This window comes from Bacteroidales bacterium (assembly GCA_014860585.1).
Classification (GTDB): Bacteria; Bacteroidota; Bacteroidia; order Bacteroidales; family 4484-276; genus RZYY01.
On the sequence record JACZJL010000059.1, the window covers coordinates 1 to 26,687 of the forward strand.

The 26,687-nt window shown below is 43.7% G+C and carries 13 protein-coding genes; 11 read left to right on the forward strand and 2 right to left on the reverse strand.

The annotated features are described in order from the left end of the window. Nucleotides 1-17: 17 nt before the first annotated feature. From IH598_06405 to IH598_06425, 5 genes are all read left to right on the forward strand, one after another. Nucleotides 18-743, forward strand: a complete 726-nt coding sequence (locus tag IH598_06405) for a protein-L-isoaspartate(D-aspartate) O-methyltransferase (protein ID MBE0638129.1) — start codon at nt 18-20, stop codon at nt 741-743. Nucleotides 744-1,466: 723 nt separating this feature from the next. Next, a complete protein-coding gene (gene glmM / locus IH598_06410) occupies nt 1,467-2,858 on the forward strand; it encodes a phosphoglucosamine mutase (GenBank protein ID MBE0638130.1) in 1,392 nt (463 codons plus the stop codon). A gap of 151 nt (nt 2,859-3,009) precedes the next feature. Further along, nucleotides 3,010-3,243, forward strand: coding sequence for a hypothetical protein (locus IH598_06415; GenBank protein MBE0638131.1), 234 nt, complete (start codon nt 3,010-3,012; stop codon nt 3,241-3,243). 79 nt (nt 3,244-3,322) lie between these two features. Beyond that, complete coding sequence (locus IH598_06420; GenBank protein MBE0638132.1) at nt 3,323-4,168, forward strand: Bro-N domain-containing protein; 846 nt, start codon at nt 3,323-3,325, stop codon at nt 4,166-4,168. Between the two features lie 183 nt (nt 4,169-4,351). Continuing rightward, a complete protein-coding gene (locus IH598_06425; GenBank protein MBE0638133.1) occupies nt 4,352-4,537 on the forward strand; it encodes a twin-arginine translocase TatA/TatE family subunit in 186 nt (61 codons plus the stop codon). Between the two features lie 136 nt (nt 4,538-4,673). Here the strand turns inward: IH598_06425 and mfd are convergent, their stop codons facing one another. Further along, nucleotides 4,674-8,000, reverse strand: coding sequence for a transcription-repair coupling factor (gene mfd / locus IH598_06430; protein ID MBE0638134.1), 3,327 nt, complete (start codon nt 7,998-8,000; stop codon nt 4,674-4,676). Nucleotides 8,001-8,666: 666 nt separating this feature from the next. Here mfd and IH598_06435 point away from each other — a divergent pair. From IH598_06435 to IH598_06455, 5 genes are all read left to right on the forward strand, one after another. Next, nucleotides 8,667-9,308: a hypothetical protein gene (locus tag IH598_06435; protein MBE0638135.1), complete on the forward strand. Its 642-nt coding sequence runs from the start codon at nt 8,667-8,669 to the stop codon at nt 9,306-9,308. 355 nt (nt 9,309-9,663) lie between these two features. After that, nucleotides 9,664-10,209, forward strand: a complete 546-nt coding sequence (locus IH598_06440; protein MBE0638136.1) for a GNAT family N-acetyltransferase — start codon at nt 9,664-9,666, stop codon at nt 10,207-10,209. A 262-nt stretch (nt 10,210-10,471) separates the two neighbouring features. Next, nucleotides 10,472-15,643 (forward strand): right-handed parallel beta-helix repeat-containing protein, encoded by a 5,172-nt coding sequence (locus IH598_06445; protein ID MBE0638137.1) that lies wholly within the window; start codon nt 10,472-10,474, stop codon nt 15,641-15,643. A gap of 11 nt (nt 15,644-15,654) precedes the next feature. Then, nucleotides 15,655-19,227: a fibronectin type III domain-containing protein gene (locus IH598_06450; GenBank protein ID MBE0638138.1), complete on the forward strand. Its 3,573-nt coding sequence runs from the start codon at nt 15,655-15,657 to the stop codon at nt 19,225-19,227. Between the two features lie 519 nt (nt 19,228-19,746). Then, nucleotides 19,747-24,768: a T9SS type A sorting domain-containing protein gene (locus IH598_06455; GenBank protein MBE0638139.1), complete on the forward strand. Its 5,022-nt coding sequence runs from the start codon at nt 19,747-19,749 to the stop codon at nt 24,766-24,768. 202 nt (nt 24,769-24,970) lie between these two features. Here IH598_06455 and IH598_06460 read toward each other — a convergent pair whose 3' ends face one another. Next, a complete protein-coding gene (locus tag IH598_06460; protein MBE0638140.1) occupies nt 24,971-25,246 on the reverse strand; it encodes an RNA-binding protein in 276 nt (91 codons plus the stop codon). A 247-nt stretch (nt 25,247-25,493) separates the two neighbouring features. Here IH598_06460 and IH598_06465 point away from each other — a divergent pair, with 247 nt between their 5' ends. Further along, the gene (locus IH598_06465; protein ID MBE0638141.1) at nt 25,494-26,489 is read left to right on the forward strand and encodes a trypsin-like peptidase domain-containing protein; all 996 of its coding nucleotides are present in this window, start codon (nt 25,494-25,496) and stop codon (nt 26,487-26,489) included. Nucleotides 26,490-26,687: the final 198 nt, after the last annotated feature.

Sequence of the window (26,687 nt, forward strand, 5' to 3'; positions counted from 1 at the left end):
GCTGAAAGGATTTGGCTATGTCAAACCTGCTGAATAATTGTCTTTTAGCTTTTGTGTTGCTGCTTTCTGGTCAATGCAGCGGGCAGGTAAAAGAGACTACCAGCCGCCGGGCTGAACATGAGGCACTGGTTTCTAACTATATACTCGGGCAGGGAGTTTCCGATTTTAAAGTGATCGAAGCCATGTATAAAGTTGAACGCCATCGTTTTGTGCCGGAAAATATGCAGCCCTATGCTTACAGGGATCAGCCCCTGCCGATCGGTGAAGGGCAAACCATTTCGCAACCGTCGCTGGTTGCATTTATGACCGAGTTGCTTGAACTAAAAAGAACGGACAAGGTGCTCGAAATCGGAACTGGTTCCGGTTACCAGGCTGCCATTCTCGGCGAATTGGTTGACAGTGTTTTCACTATTGAAATCATTGAGCCGCTTGGCAAAAGATCAATGCAGTTGCTCGACGAACTGGGGTATGAAAATATACATGTAATGATCGGCGACGGATACCTGGGATGGCCGGAGCATGCGCCTTTCGACGCCATTATCGTAACCTGCGCGCCGACGGATATTCCGCAGCCCTTGCAGGATCAACTGTCCGAAGGGGGAAGAATGGTTATCCCGGTCGGAAAGGAAAATTCAGTTCAGGAACTTGTACTTTTACGCAAGCGAAAAGGAAAAATCATCCGTGAATCCGTTTTGCCCGTGCGGTTTGTGCCGATGCTAAAAGAGGATGGTGGGAAGTACTGATCGTAGCTCACCGGGTGACTTTGGTTAATTCAATATTCGATATTCCTAGTTTGATATTCTCCAAAGGAGTCCTTCTGACAATATTCCAATTCACCCGGTGAATGTTCCCAAACCCCCAGCAAACCTCTAGCTCTGGCAGCTTTTTCAGGTGATTCACCGGGTGACTGTGTTTCATTCAATATTCCCTGCCTGCATGACGCAGTCAGGCAGGGATATTCCTTGTTCGATATTCAATATTCCAAGTCACCAGGTGAATGGTTTCAAACACCCACCAAACCTGGAACTAACATGGCTTTGGTAGGTGAAATATAGTGAATCAGTAATTAACCGTTGGTCATTGTAATGACTTTTAGTTATGACTTTTGGTCATTAAAGCTCGGGGTTGCCATCCCCTCCTCCCGCTCAAAGCCTGCGCAGCAAAGCTTTCATCCCGGTTTACAATTCACCCCGTGAATGTTACCAAACTATCACCAAACCTGAAACTGGGGTGTCTTTTGAAGGTGATTCACCGGGTGAATGTTTTTCATTCAAGATTCTCCAAAGTAGTCCTTCGGACAAAATTCCAATTCACCTGGTGAATGGTTTAAAACAATCACCAAACATGAAACTGAGGTGGGCTTTGCTGGCAATTCACGGTTTGAATCCGGCTGGTTAGCCTTTTTTTCAAATCTTCTCCAACCTCAAGTAAAAAATGAAAGTAATTTTGCGGGCAAAAATTTCACTATGCCTTTGATCAAATCTATTTCAGGAATTCGCGGAACCATCGGCGACAAGCCGGGCGAGAATTTAACTCCCGTTGATATCGTCAAATTCACTGCGGCTTACGCCACTTTCATCAAATTGCAAACCGAAAAACCCAGGCTGAAAATTGTGATCGGACGTGATGCGCGGGTTTCGGGGGCAATGGTGAACGATCTGGTAACAGGGACGCTGAATGCGATGGGAATTGACGTGATTGACGCCGGACTCTCCACTACGCCAACGGTTGAGATAGCAGTCACAGAAGCCGGCGCCGATGGCGGCATCATCATCACCGCCAGCCACAATCCCGGGCAATGGAACGCCCTGAAGCTGCTGAATAAACGGGGAGAGTTCCTGTCGGATGCCGATGGAAAAGAAATCCTGAAAATTGCCGATGCAGAGGAATTCCGCTTTGCGGCCAACACTGAACTGGGCAAAACGGAAGTGAACGACGGTTTTATTGATCTCCACATCAGGAAAATCCTCGCGCTTCCGCTGGTTGATGTTGATGCCATTAAAAATGCAGGTTTTGCAGTCGCACTCGACGCTGTGAACTCCACCGGAGGTATTGCGATTCCCGCATTGCTCGAAGCGCTTGGGGTGGAACGGATCGAAAAGCTGTATTGCGAGCCAACCGGAATATTTCCCCACAACCCCGAACCATTGCCCGAAAACCTGTTCGAAATCGCCGACCTGGTGGTAAAAAAGAAATGTCACGTAGGCTTTGTTGTTGATCCCGATGTGGACAGACTGGCCATCATTAACGAAGACGGAAGTTTGTTTGGCGAAGAATACACCCTGGTTGCAGTGGCCGATTACATTTTGCAAAACACACCCGGCAACACGGTTTCCAACCTTTCGTCAACCAGGGCTTTGCAGGACGTTACCGAAAAGGCCGGCGGCGCTTACCATGCGTCGGCCGTTGGCGAGGTGAATGTAGTGACCAAAATGAAAGAGGTAAACGCGGTGATTGGCGGCGAAGGGAACGGCGGCGTGATCTATCCCGGGCTTCACTATGGCCGCGACGCGCTGCTGGGCATTGCGCTGTTCCTCACTTTCCTGGCCAAATCAGGAAAAAAATGCTCACAACTCAGGTACGGCTATCCCAGCTATTTCATCTCCAAAAACAAAATCACCCTGGACCCCGAAATGGATGTGGATGATATTTTGGAGAAGGTAAAAGAAAAATACAGCAAGTTCAGGATCAACAGCTTGGATGGGGTGCGGATAGATTTCGACAACGACTGGGTGCACCTGCGCAAATCCAACACCGAGCCCATTATCCGCATCTATTCCGAAAGCGACTCCGAAGCCAAAGCCAGTCACCTCGCCCAAAAGATGATCAGCGATATCAGGGAGATTGTGAAAGGTTAAAGTCAACATTGACACCGAGTGCGGAAGCATCGGATTACAGTTGAGTTGTTCCCGGAAATAACAATTTTCCAAATTTTTCCTCAATCGAAGATCGCTTCTTTGCTTTTATCTGAAATTATGTAATTTTAGGCGATTTTTAAAGCAGAGCATTATGGCAAAAAAAGCAAAGAAAAAAAGGAAGGTCACTAAATTCAAGCCCATTGTTTTTAAACTTTCAGCCAGGCAAAAAAAATCGCTCGACAAGAATTGCCGTGCCCGCAATACCACGACCATCAAGCTGATTAAGAAATCCATCGACCACTATCTTTCGCTTCGGGTGGAAGAAAAACCGGTACAATACATTTCGCCTAACCAGTTGAACCTGTTTGAAGATCAGGATTTGTAAACACGTTGGCTTTCAGTGTAAATTGTAAAAACAAGACTAGAAATCAATTTCAGTTCGTTTTCCGATTAGATTTTTTGATATGACAAAAGAAACAGCAATCAGGCTTTTTAATGATAAAAAGATACGAGCACATTGGGACAAAAATAGTGAAAAGTGGTTTTTTTCAATTGTTGATGTAATAAGTGTACTTACTGAAAGTGAAAATCCTGCTACGTACTGGCGGGTTTTGAAAAAGAGGTTAATTGAAGAAGGGAACCAAACCGTTACAAATTGTAACGCTTTAAAAATGGTAGCAGCTGATGGGAAAATGAGGCTCACTGATGTTGCAGATACAGAGCAATTATTCAGACTCATTCAAAGCATCCCGTCCCCAAAAGCAGAACCATTTAAAATGTGGCTGGCACAAGTTGGAAGGGAGCGAATTGACGAAATTGATGATCCAGAATTAGGAATTGACCGTCTGATGGAAACATATCTTAAAAAAGGCTATAGTAAAGAGTGGGTAAATCAACGATTGAAAAGTATTGAAATTCGCAAAGACCTTACAGATGAATGGGAAAAAAGAGGAGTGAAAAAGGGTCAGGAATATGCAATATTAACTAATGAAATTTCAAAGGCATGGAGCGGTTTTACGACAAAGCAATATAAAAATTACAAAGCTTTAAAAAAAGAGAATCTTCGTGACCACATGACAAATCTTGAACTCGTATTAAATATGCTGGCTGAAGCCTCAACAACTGAAATATCGCAAAAAACCGAACCAAATTCGTTTAGTGAGAATAAGGAAGTTGCTAAAAAAGGCGGAAAAGTGGCAAAGGTTGCTCGATTGCAACTAGAAAAAACAACTAAAGTAAAAGTTGTTTCACGATTAAATGCAAAGAATCTTGGTATTAAAAGTTTAGGAAAAAAGAATGACACTATATAAGCGACAAAGGATTGAAAAATTCGATCGTTCGCTTTGCTGTTTTTTTTTACATTGTTAGAAAATTAACTTTTTAAATAAACAGATATTTTTCTTTAAATCAGCTCAACAAGCTGTAAACAACCCGATGGTAAAATATGCAATCCATCAAAATAATCTATCTTTGCCATGTTAAATCACACTACAATGAATATTTCACACATCCAATCTGCAGGCTTTTTAGGCCCAACCGAAATCGTACTCATTATCTTAGTTGTTGTGCTCCTTTTTGGCGGCAAAAAAATCCCGGAACTAATGAGGGGGATGGGCAAAGGGATCAAGGAGTTTAAAGACGGAATGAAAGAGGGAGAGGAAGAGAAGAAAAAGGAGTGATTGCTTCGGCACTGCGTGCCTCGCAAAATCAAGAGCTTCGGCACTGCGTGCCTCGCAAAATCAAGAACTTCGGTACTGTGTGCCTCGCAAAATCAAGAACTTCGGCACTGCGTGCCTCGCAAGGTAGAGGGTAGGGTTAGAGAGCGATGCCGGTTTTATGAACCAGGGGTTCAAGTTTTCTTATAGCCTCCGCAACCGACTTAACCCCTGCAAATTTCAGACTCAGTTTCTGTTTGTTTTCCCGCATAGCGCATGATCTTGGATTGTTTTTTACAAAATCAAGTACGTGCGTAAATGCTGAAGAACTGTAGTAAGATGAATCTTCAGTTCCTGTAAAATAACCAATTAGATTTTCATTTCTGAGCACAAGTTTTTCAAAGCCTATCTTCCTGGCCATCCACCTTAGTTTTATGGTCTGGAACAAACCGGTAACCTGCTCCGGTACTGGTCCAAACCGGTCAACCAGTTGTTTTTCGATGCGTAGCAATCCTTCTTCTGTTTCGATGCTGTCGAGTTCCTTGTAAATGCTGATCCGTTCGGTGGTGACCGAGATATACTCTTTTGGGATCAATAGTTCGAGATCAGTTTCAATCTGGCAGTCTTTTGCATAAATCTCCTCCTCATGCTCAGCAAACACACCTTTGAATTCCTCTTCGCGTAATTCGAGCATGGCTTCATCGAGGATTTTATTGTACATCTCAAAACCGATGTCGGAGATGAACCCGCTTTGTTCGGCGCCAAGCATATTTCCGGCGCCCCGGATATCGAGGTCGCGCATGGCAATGTTGAAGCCGCTTCCAAGGTTGGAGAACTCTTCGATGGCTTTGAGTCGTTTACGGGCTTCCTGCGTGAGTGTTGACAACGGTGGTGAAAGCAAGTAACAGAACGCCTGTTTGTTTGCACGTCCGACCCTGCCCCGCAATTGATGCAAATCACTCAACCCGAAATTCTGCGCATCATTGATGATGATTGTGTTTGCATTGGGAATGTCAAGCCCGTTTTCGACGATTGTGGTGGCCACCAGCACGTCGAAGTCGCCTTCGATGAACTCGAGCATGGTTTTTTCCAGTTGCTTGCCTTCCATCTGCCCATGGCCGATCCCGACTTTTACTCCAGGGCAGAATTTGCGGATCATGTCGGCCACATCGTTGATATTTTGCACCCTGTTATGAACGAAAAAGACCTGGCCGTTGCGGGAAATTTCATAATTGATGGCGTTGCTGATTACCTCTTCTCCAAAGCCTCTGACCTCAGTGCGGATGGGAATCCGGTTGGGTGGGGGAGTGTTGATAATGGAGAGGTCGCGGGCGCCCATAAGCGAAAATTGCAGCGTTCGTGGTATGGGAGTGGCGGTTAGGGTGAGCGTATCCACATTCACTTTCAGCTTCTTGAGTTTTTCCTTGATGGCCACACCAAACTTCTGTTCCTCATCTATGATCAGGAGTCCCAGGTCTTTGAACTTCACGTCGTTGCCCACCAGCCTGTGGGTTCCAATGATGATATCAATTTTTCCGGTTTCCAGCGCTCTGGTGATCAGGCTTTGCTCTTTTGTGGTCTTGAAACGGTTGATGTATTCGACTTTTACAGGAAAATCGGCCAGCCGTTGACTGAACGTTTTGAAGTGTTGTAAAGCAAGAATGGTGGTTGGAACAAGCACTGCCACCTGTTTGCTGTCGGTGGCTGCCTTGAATGCTGCCCTGATGGCCACTTCCGTCTTGCCGAATCCCACATCGCCACATACAAGCCGGTCCATCGGATAATCTTTTTCAAGGTCGGTTTTCACGTCTATGGTCGCTTTTACCTGGTCGGGGGTGTCTTCATAAATGAACGAAGCTTCGAGCTCGTGCTGAAGGTAACTGTCGGGTGTGAAAGCAAATCCTTTGGCTATTTTTCGTTCAGCGTAAAGCTTGATCAGTTCCCTGGCAATATCTTTTACTTTTTTCTTGGTACGTTCCTTCAGTCGGTTCCAATTGCTGGTTCCCAGTTTATTAAGGCTTGGTGCAATCCCTTCTTTCCCAACAAATTTTGAAATACGATGCAGCGAATGAATGCTGACATAAAGCAAGTCGCCATCCTGGTAAACAAGACGGATGGCTTCCTGTGGTTTGCCATTGTTATCAATCGTTTCCAACCCATCGAACCGTCCTACACCATGATCAATATGGGTAACGAAATCGCCGGGTTGCAGGTTGTAAATCTCCCTGAGGGTAAGTGCTTCTTTCCCTTTTGATCCGTCGCGCAGATGGAAACGGTGGTAACGGTCGAAAATCTGGTGATCGGAGTAACAGGCAATTTTCAACCCGTAATCAACAAAACCCTCATGAACAGGCCTTGCCACAGTAGAATAGGTGGTTCGGTTCTTTTTCCCCTCTTTCAAATGGATGTCATCCAGGATGGCATGCAGGCGCTCAGCCTGTTTCAGGTTGGCAGAAAAAATGATGTTTTCGATGCCATTTACTGAATTATCATTCAGGTTTTGGATCAATAAGCCGAAATTCTTATTAAACGAAGGTTGCGGTGCAGCATCAAAAGTGAAGATTTTAGAATGCTCCAGCAAGGGTTGCCCGCCAAATTCGATTACTTCAAAATCCATTATTCCTCCAAGGAATTCTTTTCCGGAAATAAAGTGTAAGTCAGGTTTATCATCAGGGTGGGCCTGGTGCTGGCCATGCTGGTCAATTAATTTCTCAAATCCTGCCTCCATTTTTTCGATGGTGAGGGGGAGGTTTTCGAACCAAAAAACCGGGCTTTTTTGCAAAAATCCGGTAAAAGGAATTTTAGCAACTTTAAACTCCCTGTTTTGGAGGTCCGGCATGATGGTGACGGAGGGCATCATGGTGAGCGAGAGCTGGTTGGAAGGATCAAAACTGCGGATGGTGTCGATCTCATTACCAAAAAATTCGATGCGGAACGGGTAATCATTTGAAAACGAAAACACATCAAGAATACCTCCGCGAACAGCATACTGTCCCGGCTCAACGACGAAATCCACACGATCGAAACTCATCTCCGCCAGGAATTCCATCACAAAGTCCAGCGACAATTTATCACCTCTTGTAATTTTCAATGTATTTTGACTTACAGTTATCCTGTCGGTCACTTTTTCGGCCAGCGCTTCAGGATAAGTCACTACGGCGAGAAAGCCCCGGTGGTTGAGCATCTTATTGAGTACCTCGCTGCGGAGCAAAACGCTCGCACTGTCAAAAGTGTCCGTTTCGTATGATCTTTTGTTGGATGTGGGCAGAAACAAAACTTTTCGTTTGCTGTACTCCATGTCGCGCTCATCAAAGATCGTTTCGAGGTCGTTGTGGAAGTAGGCTGCTGTTTCTTTGTCAGGCAAAACAAACACCTGCACTTTTTGCAGGATGGTGAGCAATGAAGCCGCAACAAATGCAGGTTGCGAACCCTTCATGCCTGAAATACGCAGGCGCTGATTAACGTTTTGTTTGATTAACCCGGTCATTTCAATGACTTCAGGGCGCCTTTCCAGATGCGCTAAAATTTCCTTTGTTGTCAAACCTTTGCTTTTGGAATTTGGGGGCAAAAGTACATTGAATGTAATTTCGGTCAGGAAAATGTTTGGGATTGTTTTTCAATTTAATGGATTGCAACCTTTCACCAAGATATTCCTTTGCATTTGAAACGCTTTAACTGAAAATTTATCAAATCTCCATCTACAGATGATCAATTCATCAACAGTAAATAGCAACATAACATTCCAGAAGGCAGGCTATTCAGATGCGAAGGTTCTTTTCAGCTTAATTGACAAAACCCAGGATCACCTCAAAATTTGGTTGCCGTTTGTGGATTCGACGCTAAGTTGGAAAAAACAGAGGCATTTATCGGAAGTTTGTTTGTTCCTCATTACCGGGAGAACGTGTTTTATCATTGTATTGATGACGAACTACTGAGGCCATAATCATTGGTTTACTGTACCTTAATTCAATTATTTTATCCGGGACTAATTAATCTAGACGAAATCTTTTTCAAAATAAGATATTGGAAATTAATAGATTGAAAAAAATGTTAGTACGGATTATGTTTGTCAGGAATTATTTATACCATGCTGCCGATTTAATTTAAAAAACTTGATTATTTTTGCTAAATGTTTAACTAAAATCATAACCTTATGAAAAAAATGAAAAGTCTATTAATTATTTTAGCATGTTCATCTGCTATCCTCTTATCAGGGCAGAATGTACCATCTGGGATGACAAGTTCGGAATGGGCCAGACAGAATCAGGACAAATTTAAATACTCTCCTCCTACCGAGGCTGTTCAACCACAGAATAGAGGAAGTTCATTGAACCAAATGAAGGACGGATTCACTTACACGTATATTGGCTTTTTTGATGGGCTCGATGGCCCTTATTATTGGACAAATCCTCCATGTTACACCGGCCAGGAAGCAGCAGCTTTACTTTTCGGTGGTGTCCCAAGTGATTATGCCATTTCCACAAATAGCAGCACTGATCCCAGCACCATAACCTTTACAGCATGGATGGTAACCTGGGGTATCCCGGGTTGGGCTGAGTATGCTCAGGATTATAAATTGGATATTGGCAATGTTGGGTATGATGATCCGGGTGTTACCGGGTCAGCAACTTCCGCCTATATTTGGGATAACCCTCCACCTCCGGGAAGCAGCATAAACTATGTGTGGCGTGTTAGCGGGGGAGCACCCGAAGTACCTGTTTCCAACTGGGCACTCTACCTCGGCATTCTGTTGATGGTTACCTTTGTCGTGATTCGCTTCAGAAGGATGGTATAAACCTTTTTTACAGAAACATTGGAAAAGCTGCCTTGAAAAAGGTAGCTTTTTTATTTTCAGTCCTGAAGTAATTACCGGATTTGATCTCGGTGGCTTAATCATGGGTATTCTCATTGTTTTCTTTCATCAAAAACCCTAAGGGATAAGCCCCCCGGTAATTTTTAAAACATAAATAGTTTGATGAACAGGATTAAAAACCTGTCATAGGTTTTGAATTACCCGTGAAATTACATTGATTGTATTTTGCAGCGTCAAAATGTTTGGCAATGTTTTATCCATAAAAAATGGATGTAAAACACCCAAATAATCGGCTACATTTGCAATATAAATTTTTTCATCCAAAAATCTGCCGGGCATGATCAATTCATTAACCGTAAGTCATAGCATTGTACTTTACCGGATAAGTTATTCAGATGCTGAGCCACTTTTCCTTCTGATCGATCAAAACCGCGAACGCCTTAGAAACTGGCTACCGTTCGTTGATATGACAACAAATGCTTCGCAAACAGAGGCTTTCATTGGAAGCCTTTTTACTCCACATTGCCGCGAAATGGTCTTCACCATTCGTTACCATAATGAAACAGCCGGATTGATTGGGTTCAAAGATATTGACCGGATCAATAAGAAGCTGGAAATCGGGTACTGGATCGCACCTCAATTCGAAGGTAAGGGGATCATCACAAAGTCCGTTGCAGCGATGATTGATGCTGCGTTTGAGAAAATGGAAATGAACCGCGTGCAGATCTGTTGCGGTGTTGGTAACATAAAGAGCAGTAATGTCCCTAAGCGGTTAAATTTTCGCTTTGAGGGCATCCAGCGAAATGGCGAATGGCTCAACGGGCAATTTATCGATCTGGAAGTTTACAGCATGCTGAAAAATGAGTGGAAAAAAGTGGTTTGACGCTACTGAAAAATGACAAAATGTTGTTTTATTTCTGTTTGAAAAATCATTCATTAGAGTACTTCTATTCGGTTGTATATTTTTGATTATCAAGCTAATTTGCAATAAATCAAGGTAATAAAAATCTGTATTTAACCGAGGTTTTGTTTTCTGAAAAAAAAATAAAAAAAAACTGTCAATTTATTTGGTGAATGAATTATTTAAATGGAACTTTGTACGAAGTTCTCTCTTCATTTAATTATCAACTACAAAACTTTTACACATGAAAACTAATGTATTGGTTACTTTTTCCTTTTGGAAAAAGGTGATGGCAGGAATTTTCTTCCTGATGATTTCCGGACATTTGACTCTGCAGGGTCAGGTGCAGTTTCCACAAACCACAAATGCAGATTTTTACAAAGGGTCATACAACGATCTGCTGGTGGGATCTGACAATGTTTATCTTCCATTTCAGGCTACTGCAGTGGGTACATGGCTAACCACAACAATTCTTCCCCAAACCCTTATGGGACATAAAGCTGCAACCTGGAACAACAGGTACGTTTATGTGGTTGGCGGGTACAACGACGCCACTTATTCCAACGCGGTGTACCGTGCCACCCTGCAATCGGGCGGTATCAGCGGATACACAACGTTGAATCCATTACCGGTGGGGTTAAGAGATCATGCAGTCGTTATTGGCTCAAACACTATTTATGTTCTAGGTGGACGGGATGATACGAATCTTTATAACACAATTTATTACGCAACTATCAATACTGACGGCTCTATAGGTCCATGGCAGACATCAGCAGTAACACTTCCTGTGCCTTTGTGGGGACATACTGCAGTCTATTGCAACGGATACATTTATGTAGCCGGCGGAGCGCATAATACGAGCGCCACCACTGCAAGAAATGCTGTTTATTATGCAAAAGTGCTGGCTGATAATACCCTGTCTGCATTCAGTAATGGGACTAATTTGCCTGCTCCACGCAATGGACACAGCATGGTAGTTCACGGGGACAAAGTATATGCTTTGGGAGGTTTCACTCTTGGTGGAGGAAAAGCAAACACGGTATATCATGCCACCTCCGGAAATAATGGTGCTTTAGGGGTATGGACTACCGCTACAGCTTTACCCATCCAGGTAAGTAATCACTCCTCTGTTGCTATTAATGGCATCATCACCGTACTTGCCGGAGAGAGCGGCGGAACATTGAAAAATACGGTTTACTGGGCTGATGTTACCACCTCGCCACTGGTCTGGACTCTTGCCCCTGATGTAATGTATGATTACACCAAAGATGGTGCAGCCTTTGCTTCCAATGGCCAGATTGGTTATTGTGGTGGTGAAAACCTTTCAGGCGCACCTATTCACAATACCAGATATGCCAATCTCACATTATCTCCGACTAATCTTAAAAAAGCCGGATTATTTGTTTCTAATCCGTTTTATGAACTTGGTGCTGAACGCCTAATTTCACAATTAACCTTCACTGCAGCTACTCCCGCAGGTGCAGCCGTTAGTGTTCAGTACCGCGTAGCAGGAAATGACCTTGTTTGGGGTGACTGGACCGCAGCCACCTCAACCAGCCCAATCACTGTGAATCAAACCAAGCAATATCTTCAGTTTAAAGTAAACTTCACCAGCAATGCCATTGCAGCGCCGGTATTCAGCGATCTTACCCTTTTTACTCCCGGTACACAGCTTGCAGGAAACCTCAACGCAATACCAACTTTCACACAGGCTGCCAGTCCTTACTGGGCTACATCAGATATTTCATTTACAGCTGGCACTCACACATTCCAGGCTGGAACTATAATTGTTTTCCTTCCGGGAGTCACTATGACAGTGGGGCAGGCAAACATTATCTGTAGCGGAACAGTTGCAGATTCAGTTAAATTTGTGGGCTATACCAATAACCCAGGACTTTGGAATGGCATCTATTTCAATCCGGACAGTGATAACGGAGTTTCCTCACAATTCAACTACACTGTAATTACCAATGCCGGGAACGGAGGGAACAGCGCAAACCTCTATTGTAACGGATCCAATGAACCTTTGATTAATAATTCCTCCATCAGAAACTCTTCGACCAACGGAATCAGGCTGAATGGATCGCATATTAATCTTCAAAATTCGGTAGTGAGAAACAATGGTACGAATGGCGTTTATCTGGAAAACTCAAATCCTACATTTGTTTCATGTAACATGAATGCAAATGGCGCCGCCGGCATTTATTACACATCAAGCACTTCGACACCAACTTATGCTTCAACTACATGCCAGAATAACTTGTACGGGTTGCATTTTCCATCCCCAAATTTCACCATTTATCCGCCCGATGGAACATTGACACTGACCGGAAACACCTATAACGGGATTTGTATCAATGAAGGAGACGTTGGAAATAACCAACGCTGGTATTCGGTAGCTTACGACTATATTATGCTTGGCAATGTCCGGATTGGACAGATTAACGGTATCTGCAGACTCACCATTGAGCCGGGAAACCGCATCAAATTCCTCCCGGGAAAAGGCATGCAGATTGGTTTTTACCTCAGTGGATGGAATCATGGAGGTGAATTGTACTCAATCGGAACTGCCGACAGCCTGGTGACCTTCACACCGCTTAACGGTACTGCAGGTGGCTGGGAAGGCATTTACTTTGAAAACCTCAGCGACTGGAATGGAGCAACTTCGGTGTTAAATCATTGCGTGGTGGAAAAAGGGAATAACTACAATATTTATTTTGAGAATACCAATTCACCTTCATTAGGCAACTGCCAGATCAAAAATGCTTTATTGGATGGCTTAAAGTTTAATAACGCTTATAACTCTGTATCATCCAGTTCAATTACAAATAATGGCAGATATCCGGTATACATCAGCGAAGTGAATACCATCCCGACGATGGTTGGGAATACCTATTCCGGCAACGCGATCAACCTGATAGGATACTGCGGTGGTAGCCTATCTGAAAACAGGACATTTTTTAATGATGGAATCAATTACCATATCCTCGATGATATTAAAATTGGCAAAATCAACGATGTCCGAAGATTAACCATCAGTCCGGGGCTGACGCTTTTCTTTGCAGATGGAAAAGGCATTCAGGTAGGTTATTATCTCAGTGGGTGGAATCATGGTGGTGAGTTGTATGCCATCGGAAATGCCGCTAACCTGATTACATTTACCCCTTACAGCGGAACAGAAGGAAACTGGAATGGAATCTATTTTGAAGACCGCAGCGACTGGAATGGCTCAACCAATCAGTTGAAATACTGTGTGGTGGAAAAATCCAATGACTACAATATTTATTGTGAGAACACGAATTCGGTGTCAATCGAAAATTGCACCTTACGAAACGCAGTAACAGATGGTATCAGGTATTATCAAAGCCATGGCGCCTATAACACTAACACGTTCAGTAATAATGGAAGATACCCGGTGTATTATACCAACTGGTGGTCGTCACCTACACACGCTAATAATACCTTCACCGCTAATGGCGTAAATCAGATTGCGCTTTCAGGAGGGAATTTCACAGAAAGCCGCACCATCACCAAGGACAATGCAGAGTATCTTTTACTGGACAATATCCTCATCGGCCGGATTAATGAAGTTTGCAGATTAACCATAGAGCCGGGAGTAATTCTAAATTTTAATTCGGGTAAAAGCATTCAGATGGGTTACTATCTCAGTGGTTGGAATTACGGTGGTGAGTTGCATGCACCAGGAACCAGCGATAACCGGATAATTTTCAGACCGGCCAGCGGGATTGCTGGCGACTGGTCTGGGCTATATTTTGAAGACCGAAGCGACTGGGCTGGAGCAACAAGTTTGCTGAGCTATTGCACCATTGAAAAAGGCAACCTGTATAACATTTATGCTGAGAATACCACTCAACCGGTGCTGGAAAATTGTGTTCTGTCCGATGCCACTGAAACCGGTTTAAAACTCATGAACTCAACACTCACCATCAAAAAGTCAAGTTTCATCAACAACGGCGCTTATGGTATGTATCTCGACGGTTCAAGTTCTGCTACCATTGGCAACACGGCGGAGTTTACCTGCAATTTCTATCACAACGCCGGAACACATGAACTGTACAACAACACAGCCAACAACATCAACGCCCGTTATAATTTCTGGGGAACAGCCGACTCCGCGATGATCGCATCCCGGATTTATGATAAATACGACAACTCAGCCAAAGGGATTGTTTACTTTGGTAATTTCGCACAGCTTCCCGTTTTGCCTACACCAACAACCGCGATGAGTGGCTGGGTAAAATATGCCAACCCTGGTTCCAACCCAATGAAAAATGCGGCAATGGCCATCAAAGATTTTGGAGGAACTGCCATTGCATCTACTACTACAAATTTACTTGGCAATTACACCTTTGCACCATTTACTTCAGGTAACTACCAGATGACGATAACACCTTCCAATGCATGGGGTGGGGGAAATGGAACAGATGCTTTGAAAATTCTTCGTCATTTTGCTCAGCTGGAAACGCTTACCGGGATGAAACTGGCTGCTGCCGATGTAAACAAGAGTTCCACGGTGAATGGCACAGATGCGTTGTTTATTATGAAACGGTTTGCTACATTGATCAACTCTTTCCCATCAGGGGATTATTTGTGGCACACCGAATCCCTGACTATCAATGGCAATCAGATAACCAACAACATCAAAATGCTCTGCTTTGGTGATGTGGATGCCTCCTATGCACCAGCCAAAAAGGATGATCCGCTTGTTCATATCATTTACAATGGAAGCGTCACCATTGGCTCATTTACCGAGTTTGATGTCCCGGTGAAACTGAAGGATGGGATGAAAGTTGGTGCTATTTCGCTGGGCTTTACTTATCCGGAAGAGTACTTTGAAGTGCTTGGCGTTGAACTGATGAACGGTTCTCAAAGTTACTTATTCAATGCATCGGATGGCTTGGCCAAAATAGCGTGGTGTGACCTCAATGCAATGAGTGTGTCGAATGACGAAGTGATGCTGACGCTGAAGATGAAATCTCTCGACCTGCAAGGGCTGAACTACAATGTCCAGCTGGGGATTGATGAATCCTGCGAATTGGCTGATGAATCGGCCAACCCGATTCCTTCATGGATCGAAATTCCTGAAATCATTCACCAAACCACAGGTATTGGAAACGATAAACCTGGTGATCCATTTATCGTATATCCGAATCCGATGGCAGCAAATCAGCCACTGCATATTACCCTGCAAGCCGAAAGCAGCGTGAGAATCAGCATCATCAACGAAATCGGGCAACAGGTGAAAGAAATCGCTGAAACCAACATGGCGACCGGAAATCACGAAATCGTCATTGACAAAAATTTGCTTGAAGCAGGGATTTATTTCCTGAAAATTGAAGTTCAGCAGCCCAACTTTACCGGCTCAAAAGTCATTAAAATGGTTGTAACCGAATAATACTTTCAACCATGAAAAAGTATTTTTTAAAAATTCTACCCGTGATTATCCTGCTTATATGGCAGGGTAACGCACAGGCGCAAACCATCAACACTACTGCGGGTTCGGTTACATCGTGTCCGGATGAAATCCTGGTACCGATCAATGTAACCAACTTCAACAGTGTGGGTGCGGTTTCGCTGGTGTTGAACTTTAACAGCACAGTACTAAGCTTTTTGGGCTACCAGAATTTACATGCATCAATGGCTTCGGGGCAGCTGGTGGTGAATGCTTCGGGCAACTCCGCGTATATCATCTGGGTAAGCTCATCAGGTGCTACCATTGGAACCGGCACGATGATGAACCTGCGGTTTGATGCCGTTCCGGGTACCAGTATGTTGAACTGGGATACGCAAACCCCCGGCAACTGCGAATACACACATACCAATGGCACAACTATTCCGGCAACCTTTGTTAATGGTACTGCAACGATTCAGCAACCTCCTGTAATCACTTCCCAACCGGAAAATAAATCGGTACTCGTCGGACAAAGCACGAGTTTTAGCGTGGGCGCAAACGGAACAGGTTTATCCTATAAATGGTACTTAAGCACCAATGGTGGAACAACCTGGACTTTGATTAATAGCGGTGGCTATTATTCAGGAGCAACCTCTCCGACCTTGTCAATATCCAATATTCCTTTGACATTCAACGGATATCTCTATCGTAGTGAAATTACCGGAACTTGTTCTCCTGTGGCTGTAACCAATCACGCCTTACTTTCGGTCACAAAGCCGCTGATCACATCATTTGAGGCGCCAAACGTTTGCCCGGGTAGTATTTTGATCCCTGTGCTAACTTCAAACTTCACTGATGTAGCTTCATTTTCACTCTCATTTTCCTACCCGCCTGATGTGTTGGCTTTTACGGGTTACCAAAATCTGAACCCCCTGATCCCGGCCGGTAATTTTGTTTGCAATGCCATTGGTGGAATGGTTTACATGACCTGGGCGACAACCACACCGGTTACCTTTACCACCGACACCACCCTGGTAAAAGTGAAGTTCGACGCAGTGACGGGATCAGCTAACTTAAACTGGAACACGAATCTTACGGGGCACTGCGAATACACCCGTTTGTCGGGCGAGCGGATTACTGCTGTTTTTCAGAATAATTCTTTCACTGTTTTCCAACCACCTGTGATTTCTACCCATCCAACCGATAAACTGATCCCCGAACTGACCAATACCAGTTTCAGCGTCACAGCGCAGGCATCAGGTATAGGTTATCAATGGCAGATCAGCACAAATAACGGGAACACTTTCACTAACTTGACCAATGGAGGGTTTTACAGTGGCGTTAATGCTGCTACATTGGGAATTTCTGGCGCCACCTTAGTCTTGAATGGTAATTTGTATCGATGCGTAATCAGCGGAACCTGTTCCCCTTCTGTAAACTCGGATGCCGCAAAGCTGACTGTGCTGCCCAAAATCACTACTACAGCCGCCACCATTTCAGGTTGTCCGGGCAATTCTCTTGTTGTTCCGATCAATGTTGAACGGTTTATTGATGTAGCTTCATTTTCGCTGACATTGAATTTCAACCCTTCAATACTCACTTTCGCAGGATATCAGTCATTAAATACAAATTTAAATGACGCCAATGTAATCATCAATGCTGCTAACAACAGCGTACTGATGACCGGCTACTCAACATCCCCTGTTACAATCGGGACAGGATTACTGGTTGAACTGCTGTTTACCGGTACTCCGGGCTCATCGGCTCTTACATGGAATACGCTGCTGGCAGGAGCTTGTGAGTATGTGACGATTGATGGAACGACCATTTTTACCAATTTTGTAAATGGGAGTGTCACAGTGCACCAACCCCCGGTTCTCAATACCCAGCCTGTGAATAAGACAACGTATATAGGTGGAAGCACAACTTTTTCAGTCGGTGCAACGGGAACTTCCATTGGGTATCAATGGCAGGTTAGTACAAATAGCGGAGGGACATGGATCAATCTGATGAATGGCGCTCCATATAGCGGAGTGCTTACGGCCAACCTTACTGTCAACCCGGCTTCTGCCAATCTGAACGGCAATTGGTACCGTTGTTACATTGCCGGAACCTGCAGCCCGTTTGTTTATTCTGATCCCGGAATTCTTACGGTTACACAACTGCCTGTTTATACTATAGCCGGTAGTGTAAGTAATTCATGCACCGGCAATGTGAATGTCCCTGTTCAGGTCACCAATTGTAATAATATTGGGGGGATTTCTCTTGTACTTCTGTATGATCCGACAAAGCTGACCTACACCGGTTACCATTCATTACATGCTGAATTGTTAAACGGAATTCTGATTGTTAATCAATCGGAAAACAAAGTTATCCTTAGCTGGGCTTCACTGGATGCTGCAGAAATAGGATCGGGTACGCTGATCCAGTATAAATTCATTGCCAATTCCGGGATATCCACAACCCTCTCATGGGATACACAAACTTCGGGCAATTGCGAATACAGCGATATCAATGGTAATATTGTTACTGCATTCTTTACTAACGGGACTGTCAATACAATTGCCAATTCATTGGTGGTTAATGCAGGGGCAGATGTAACCATTCCACCGGGAGGTTCTACACAGCTTAACGGAACAGTTACCGGCGGTGCAGCGCCTTTCACCTATGCATGGTCGCCAACGGCCGGATTAAGCAATCCCAATATTCTCAATCCTATAGCCTCTCCTGCTTCCACAACTACTTACAGACTTACTGTAACCGGTAACAATGGTTGCAGTGGTTGGGACGAAGTCAAAGTTACAGTTGAAGTGTTCTGCCCTGCGCCCACTGAACTTGCTGTTTCAAATACCACAGCAACCAGCGCCAGTTTGAACTGGATCGCCGGTGGGGTGGAGAACCAATGGGATATTTTGTGGGGTGAAAGTGGTTTTGATCCTTCAAACAGCGGAACATTAAACAGCGGAATTACCAACAGGCCCTATACATTAGTCAACCTTCAACCGGGGATGATTTATGATTGCTATGTCAGGGCTTCATGCGGTGGTGGATTTTTCAGCAGTTGGACAGGTCCTCAGAATTTTACCACACTTAACCTGCATACACTGATCATCCCCCAGGGATGGAGCGGTTTATCATCTTTCCTGATTCCTCAAAATAGCTCGGTTGTTTCAATTTTCCAGCCAATAATCGCTGATCTGATCATACTCGAATCCCAAACAGCAATGTACTGGCCTGAGGAAAATATCAATACAATTGGTAACTGGAATACGCATGAAGGCTACACCATCAAATTGTCCAACCCTGTTCAGCTGGACTTCGTTGGGTCGCTAGAAAATGATAAAACCCTGCAACTCTCCGCGGGATGGAATCTAATCCCGGTGCTGTCCCAGTGCGATGTTGATGTCATGGCATTGTTTAGCGGCAAAGACCTGATTATTGTCAAGGAAGTTGCCGGCTGGAAACTATTCTGGCCATCAATGAACGTGAATACACTCGAAGTTATGCAACCCGGTAAAGCCTACTTTGTGAAGATGGGAAGTGCCACAGAGATCACATTCCCGGGATGTGGAAAACCAGAGAAATAGAGAAGTCATAGAACAGGGTGACCTGGATAGTAAACTGGTAAAAGAGGCTGTCTCAAAAGTCTTTCATTTGGATTTTCAACGTTTTTTAACCCTTGATCCCTAAAGGGAAAACGTTGAAAATCAGGCTCCCTTTTCCCATGGGGATCCCTACGGGAAGGGACGGGGCACTCCTGATTTTCAACGGTTCGGGTTAAATCCAGACTTTTGAGACAGCCTCTTTTTCCTTGAATAGGTAAGATGACCGTTTTATGGAGGCTAAAACCCTTGCCAATCTGTTAAGAGTTTCTTAACAAATTCGTTTTAATAACTCCATAAAATGGGATTTGAATCGCTCACCTAAAATTTACTAATTGCATTGTTTATCAGGTTTTTGCAAAACGCTTTTAAAGAAATGGGTTAAAAATTCATAAATTGAAAATGAACGTAGGTAAGATAAGCAAACAATCAAAGTTATCATTCGTTTTAATTAGGCTTTATAATACTTATTTGCAATTTTAATAACCAATAAACTTAATGCTTATGAAATCCATTAAATTTTTACTCTTTACATTCGTTTCTTTCATTTTACTGGGCGCCTTAGCCCAGGTTTCTCCTCAAACGGGAGCTAATGTTAAAGCAGTTTCTGTTGAAGAACTCAGGTTAACATCACCACACTTGCTGCAAACAGCAGCCAAACCTAATCTTAAGGTTGAACACCCCTCGGGAGGCAGGTGGGGTAGTAGCTGCTACGATGCATCGTATATGTCGAACCTCGAATACTGGTATGTCGGATTGCTCGAAAATCCTGATGACGAAATCTGGTTTTATTTCGAATTACTAAATTACTCCGAGAATGTGTCTGTTTCGCTTTGTAGCTCTACCTTTGATACCCAACTTACCATTTATGATGAATGTGATGGGAATGTCATTGCATATAACGATGATGCGGATTGTGGTTTAAAAAATCCGAAAGAACTGGGGACTCAGTCAATCATTGAATTTCCCTCTCTTGAAGCAGGAACCTATTATGTTCTTTTGCAGGGAAATAATGGCGAAACCGGTGAATACTGGTTGAAAGTTAATGCTGACCAGGGATTCCCGTCTATCTACCTGGATCCTGATTATCTTTCTGAAACCCTGGCTCCCGGTGAATCCAGTATGCAATCTTTTTTGGTCATTAATTTTGGGGATGCAGATCTTGAATTTGAACTCAGTATAGATTATCTGCGACAAGGTTCGGCGCTTCCAAAGGATGGAAATCACAGGTCAAAGGGTGGAAAATCAACTTTTCATGCCAATGGCAACCCGAAGTTGAAAGAAATGTTGAAAGAAGTCAAAGATGATTTCACCGTTTTTTATGATGATATGGAGAGTGGTTCAAATGGCTGGAGTGTGGCTGACTACACAGGTAACAGTGCTAACGACTTATGGCACCAGACTTCCCAGGACTACAGCAGCCCGACAACAAGCTGGTGGTGCGCCGATGAAGTGAACGGAACCTATGAAACAGGGGAAATAATCTCGAATGCACTGATCAGCCCTCCGATTGATTTGACCGGGGTATTTGAAGCAGTTTACCTTTATTTTTATGAAAGCTACGATACTGAACCGGAATGGGATTTTTGCATGGTGGATGTTACAACGGATGGCGGACTATCCTGGACTCCGCTTCGGGGTGATTATGGCAATGCTCCCAATGGTCACAGCAATGGTTGGGTATTCAGTTATCTTGACCTATCAGCTTATGCTGGTGAGGAAATTCAGATCAGGTTTTATTTCGATACGGGGGATAGTGCTTCCAATGAATATTCCGGGTGGTTAATCGATGATGTTTTTGTAACTACTAATGACTTAGCGCTCAATTGGCTTTCCCTCTGGTCTTTCAGCTATACAGTGCCACCCGGTTGGGGGTATTACGTTGATGCTACCTTTGATGCAATGGATCTCTTTCCCGGTACTTATTATGCGAATGTTAATGTTACAAGTAACGACCCCTATAGTCCAACCGTAGTATTACCTGTTGATTTAACCGTTACCGAAGGGGGGAGCGGCGCTAGTTGTGATGAGGCTGTTGATTACGGATTTGTAAATGACCCGGAGCAATACGGATACCTCGACTCCTTTTCAGATGTTTGGTACAGTTTCAGCCTCTTTGATTATGTTCCCAATGTATCCGTATCCCTTTGCGGATCAAGTTTTAATACTTACCTCGAAGTATATTCCGATTGCGCTGGCACACTGGTGAGCGCCAATGACGATTACCCTTGTGCCGGAGAGCAAACAAAAACAGGGGAAAGATCACTTCAATCCCAGATTAATTATAATCTACTTGCTCCGGGAACCTATTACGTAAAGATTTCTTCCACCGATGAATCCGGTGATTTTGTCTTGAATATTTCCCAGCAGAATTTGTTGGTTCCACCAACGAACCTGACAGCAGATCTCAATCAGGAAACCGGTGAAGTATCCTTAAACTGGGATTACTTTGCTACCGAAGGTTTCTTTGAAGATTTTGAAGACGGAATAGCCGATAACTTTGTCTTCTCCGATCCAAGGTTTTCTGTTTCTGATGGTTACCTGAAAATGAACGGAACTTCAACAAACGATTGGGCAAGTACTTATTATGAAGCCATTTACTCCAACTTCGATTTGGAGTTTGATTTCATTCGCACACAAAGTGAAAATTCTAATGCATCAACAATTGGAGCCTTTATCCGCTCAGACGGGTTTATGTCTTACAACTATCCCGTGAATGGTTATCTGGTTGCTTTTACTGTTTCAGGATTTTACAGTGTCTGGCTGGAATTGAACGGATCAGAATATCCTGTAATTCCATGGACAACAACTTCTTTTATCAATACTGTTTTGGGTGAGACAAACAGTGTAATGATCAATGCTGACGGCAGTATGATTGAAATCTATATCAATGGTAATTATTTAGACAGTTTTACTGACAGTTACTTTGTTTCGGGTTATGTAAATATGTGCAGTTACGATGTTGAAACAGGTATAAATGAAGTTTTGTGGGATAATGTTTCTTTAAGCCTTGTAATGGATAAATCTCCGGTAATTCTGGAAAAGGTAACACTTCCCGGTACTATTTCGGAGGGAACCGGCGCCCGGTGTTTCGGAGAGGCTGTAACCAATCCTTTCAATGAACCAAAAAGATTCTACGATGATCCGGGTAATTCGGGCAGCCGGTATTTTTCAGCGTTTAATATTTATCGTGATGGTACCTGGCTCACATCCACCTCTTCAACCTCCTATCTGGATAACCTGCCTACTCATGGTTCTTATGAATACATGGTCACTGCCCAATATTACTGGGGCGAGTCGTCTGCCGCCGGTCCGGCAGCAGTTGAATGGATTGGTATCCCAAATATTGAAGTAACACCTTCTTTTCTCGACCAGGAATTACAGCCAAACCAGATTGCTTATCAATACCCCTTAATTAGCAACACTAGCGGTTCAGGTCCGTTGAACTATAATGTTACAATTACCGGAAATAGTAAAACTCCTTCAACTACCCCAATGCCTGAGCCTGGGTTCGCAAGCTCATCTGAAACGACGAGTAATGTTCCTGGCAGAGATCAGGTTGCATCAAAGCCATTTTTTAATCCATCGAGAACAGCATCGGGCAACGTATTAATCTTTAGGGATAATCTTGCCTGGGGTTTCAATGTAAATGTTCCAATTTTTGAAGCATTGGGTGCAACTGTCTCTGTTGCCTCGTCTGCGGACATGGCCACAATTGATCTTGCTCCATACGACATCATTGTTTTTGAGTCGAATCAGCCAAATTCGTTTTATCTGGCTTATCAGAGCAACCTCGCCAAATTTTCATCTTTTGTTTCGATGGGTGGAACTATGTTAATGCATAGTGCTACCTACTCAGTGGAAAGAGTTCCGGAATTATTGTTCCCCGGAGGGATGAAAACCCGTGTTGATGAATATTTAAGTGAAAATAATTATGTTAATAATCCATTGCATCCCATTGTCGCGGGAAATTATTCACCATACGTAGGACTCCATGCCAGTCATGAATCTTTCGAAAATCTGCCGGTTGATGCCAGCGTGATAGTTGTTGATGAATTGGGTAACCCGACTTTGGTAGAATATAAATTTGGGAGTGGAACTGTCCTTGTCATGGGAATGACACTGGAGTGGGGTTATGCTAACGGATTGAATTATGCCAATCTGCTTCCAAATGCTTTTGAATATGCGTTGGATTTAATGAATAGTTTCTGGTTAAAAGTAACTCCATATAACGGCACACTTGCAGTTAGCTCCTCGGATTATTTGTATGTGATGTTTAATTCCCAGAATCTCCTTCCGGGAACCTACACTGCCGACATCAACATCAACAGTAATGATCCTGATCAGCCACTGATAGTTATTCCTGTAACGCTTACTGTTACAGGCGCCATGATGGAACTCTCAATACCTCAGGGCTGGAGCGGGATTTCTTCTTATCTCATTCCTTTTGATCCCAATGTCGAACCCATGTTCCTTCCTATACTTTCTGATCTGATCATTTTGCAGAGTGATTACGGCGTTTATTGGCCGGGAGAAAATATCAACACGATCGTTTATTGGAACACCCAAACAGGCTACAAGGTGAAGGTGGCGAATTCGGTGCAACTCAACATTGTTGGTGTAACAGAAGAATCCAAAACCCTTTATCTGTATGGCGGATGGAACCTGATACCCGTTTTATCATCGTGTAGTGTGAATGTTGCAGACTTCTTTGCCGGCCATGATGTGATTCTTGTCAAGGAAGTAGCCGGCTGGAATCTTTACTGGCCAGGAATGGGTATCAATACACTTGGAACAATGGAACCCGGAAAGTCCTATTATGTGATGATGGGCGGTTATGAGGAAATTACCTACCCCGAATGTGGTGTGAAGGAATTTACTGCAAAGCCATCGGAATTGTTGGATTTGTCGCAGTTTAACCTTGCCGTTACGCCAATCACCCACATTGTTGCCATTCCCTCAACCGTCGGCAACACATTTATCCAGGGCGACATGATTGCTGCTTATGATGAAGAGGGTCATTGCTATGGTGTGACTGTCTGGAAAAATGAAACCACCGCCCTGACACTTTTCGGTAATGATCCGACGACAGTTGAGAAAGAGGGTTTTAATGAAAATGAGCAAGTGATTTTCAAACTTCTCAGAAATTCTACCGATACTGAGTACATGTTAAACTTTAGTTTCGAAATGGCCTATCCAAATAATAATGCACTTTTCTCCGAAAATGGAATATCAGTAGTCAAAAGTGTCGAATTGAGTGCAACAGGGATATCCATTTCATCTCTATATGAACAGATTCAGATTGTACCGAATCCGGCAAAAAATGAGTTTTCGATCCAGTTTCCGGGTGGAGGCTCCGTTGACGCTACCCTTGAAATTTTCAGGATTGACGGACAACCTGTAATGGGTCGCCAGATTATTGGACAAAAACAGCAGGTTGACATCAGTGAGCTTTCTGTGGGGGTTTATATCCTTCAGATTGAAGTAAATAAACAACAGTTTACCAGAAGACTGGTGAAGTATTGATTTTGTCAGTAGGTCTTGACATTAAAACCCCCATTGTGATGAACTTGCAATGGGGGTTTGTTTTTCAGAATTTTCATTCCATTCAAATTGAAAATTAAAAGAGGCTGTCTCAAAAGTCTTTCATTTGGATTTTTAACGTTTAGGGTTAAAACCAGACTTTTTAGACAGCCTCTTTCTGATGCGTCCAATGGAGTATCATGTTCTACTCGCGGCGACCGGTAAATCTTTTTGGTTCAGCGCGTTCCTCAGATTCTTTAACGACAAGTTTTCTTTCCTCAACCTCCATTTCGTTGAGTTCTTTAATCGCAGTGGCTGCTTCATCATCGTTGGGCATGACTACAAAGCCATATCCTTTGGAGCGACCTGAATTGCGATCGGTAATGATCCGGACTGATTCGACCTCGCCATAAGGCTCGAAAATCTTCTTGAGCTGTTCGTCCCGCATTTTAAAGCTCAGATTGGCTACAAAAATGTTCATAATAAAAAGAATAAAGATAAGTAATTGATTAACTGATAAGTAAAAACACAATGTGAAAACTATATGTTTTTGTTTTTCTGGTTGTGTTTTATCTTACAAGGGCAAAAGTAAGCAATTTAATGGGATGGTTACATTTTTTAAGAATGTTTAAGTGTATGAAAATGAACTTTGTGTTTTCGATAACGTCATTATGTCACCTGTGATCTGTTTGGCCTGGTGTTGGCTTAGCGATTCCAAATTTTAGATGATGATAAATCAAACCAACCTTACTTTAAAAGCTGATCCTTCGGGAAAGGCTAATGATTCCGAACTCCTCGACGTCTATTCGAGAACCATTGTTGGTGTAGTAAAAAGAGCTTCCCAATCGGTGGTGAATATCAGGATAACCAAGAGCCAGCAGCCTGCTGCTTACCAGGGACAAGCCCAAACCGGTTCGGGTTTTGCCATATCACAAGATGGCATCATACTCACAAACCATCATGTGGTAAACCAGGCATCCGGGATTTTTGTCACGCTCCCTGATGGCAAGGAGGCAAAAGCGACCGTGCTTGGCGCCGATCCTGCCACAGACCTGGCATTGTTGAAAATCGATCTCGAAGGGTTGACGCCTCTGGAATTTGCCGACTCCGATCAACTCCAGGCCGGGCAGATCGCAATTGCCATCGGGAATCCGCTTGGCTTTCAACATACGGTGACCACCGGAGTGGTGAGTGCTTTGGGGCGAACTTTACGCACCCAGTCCGGCAGGTTAATTGACGATGTCATCCAAACGGATGCAGCCATTAATCCCGGAAGTTCCGGTGGACCACTGCTCAACTCGAATGGGAAAGTAATCGGTGTGAACACAGCTATCATAAAAAACGCCCAGGGCATTTGCTTTGCGGTTTCTTCAAATATCGCACGATACATCAGTACAGCTTTACTCGAAAAGGGGAAGATTAAAAGGGCTTACATCGGAATTGTCGGCCAAACCATCAGGTTAGCGCCGCATTTGATCTCCGGCTTCAACCTGCAGAAAAATACCGGGGTGTATGTGAGTGATATTGATTCAAAAAACGGGATTGACAACAAGGAACTTTCGAAAGGCGATATCCTGATCGGAGTCAATGACCAGACGATTGGCTCCATTGATGATCTGCATAAACTACTCACCGGGGATTGTATCGGTAAAAAGCTTGAAATTAAAGTCATCCGAAAAGGCGACCTGGTCTCTATCCGGGCAACGGCGCACGAGATGCCGTGATTTGACAGGCTGCAAACAGAAAGCAATGATGAAAGGTTAACTTCGCTTACCGGTTGGGATTTGCCCTGTATTAAATAGTACCAGCAAGAAAAATCCATTTGTTGAAAATCATTGTTTGCCCCAACCCTCCCGAAGTCTCGGGATAAATTCCGGGAGCAATGATTTTCAACGATTTACTCCCTTTTCCCGAAGGGATCC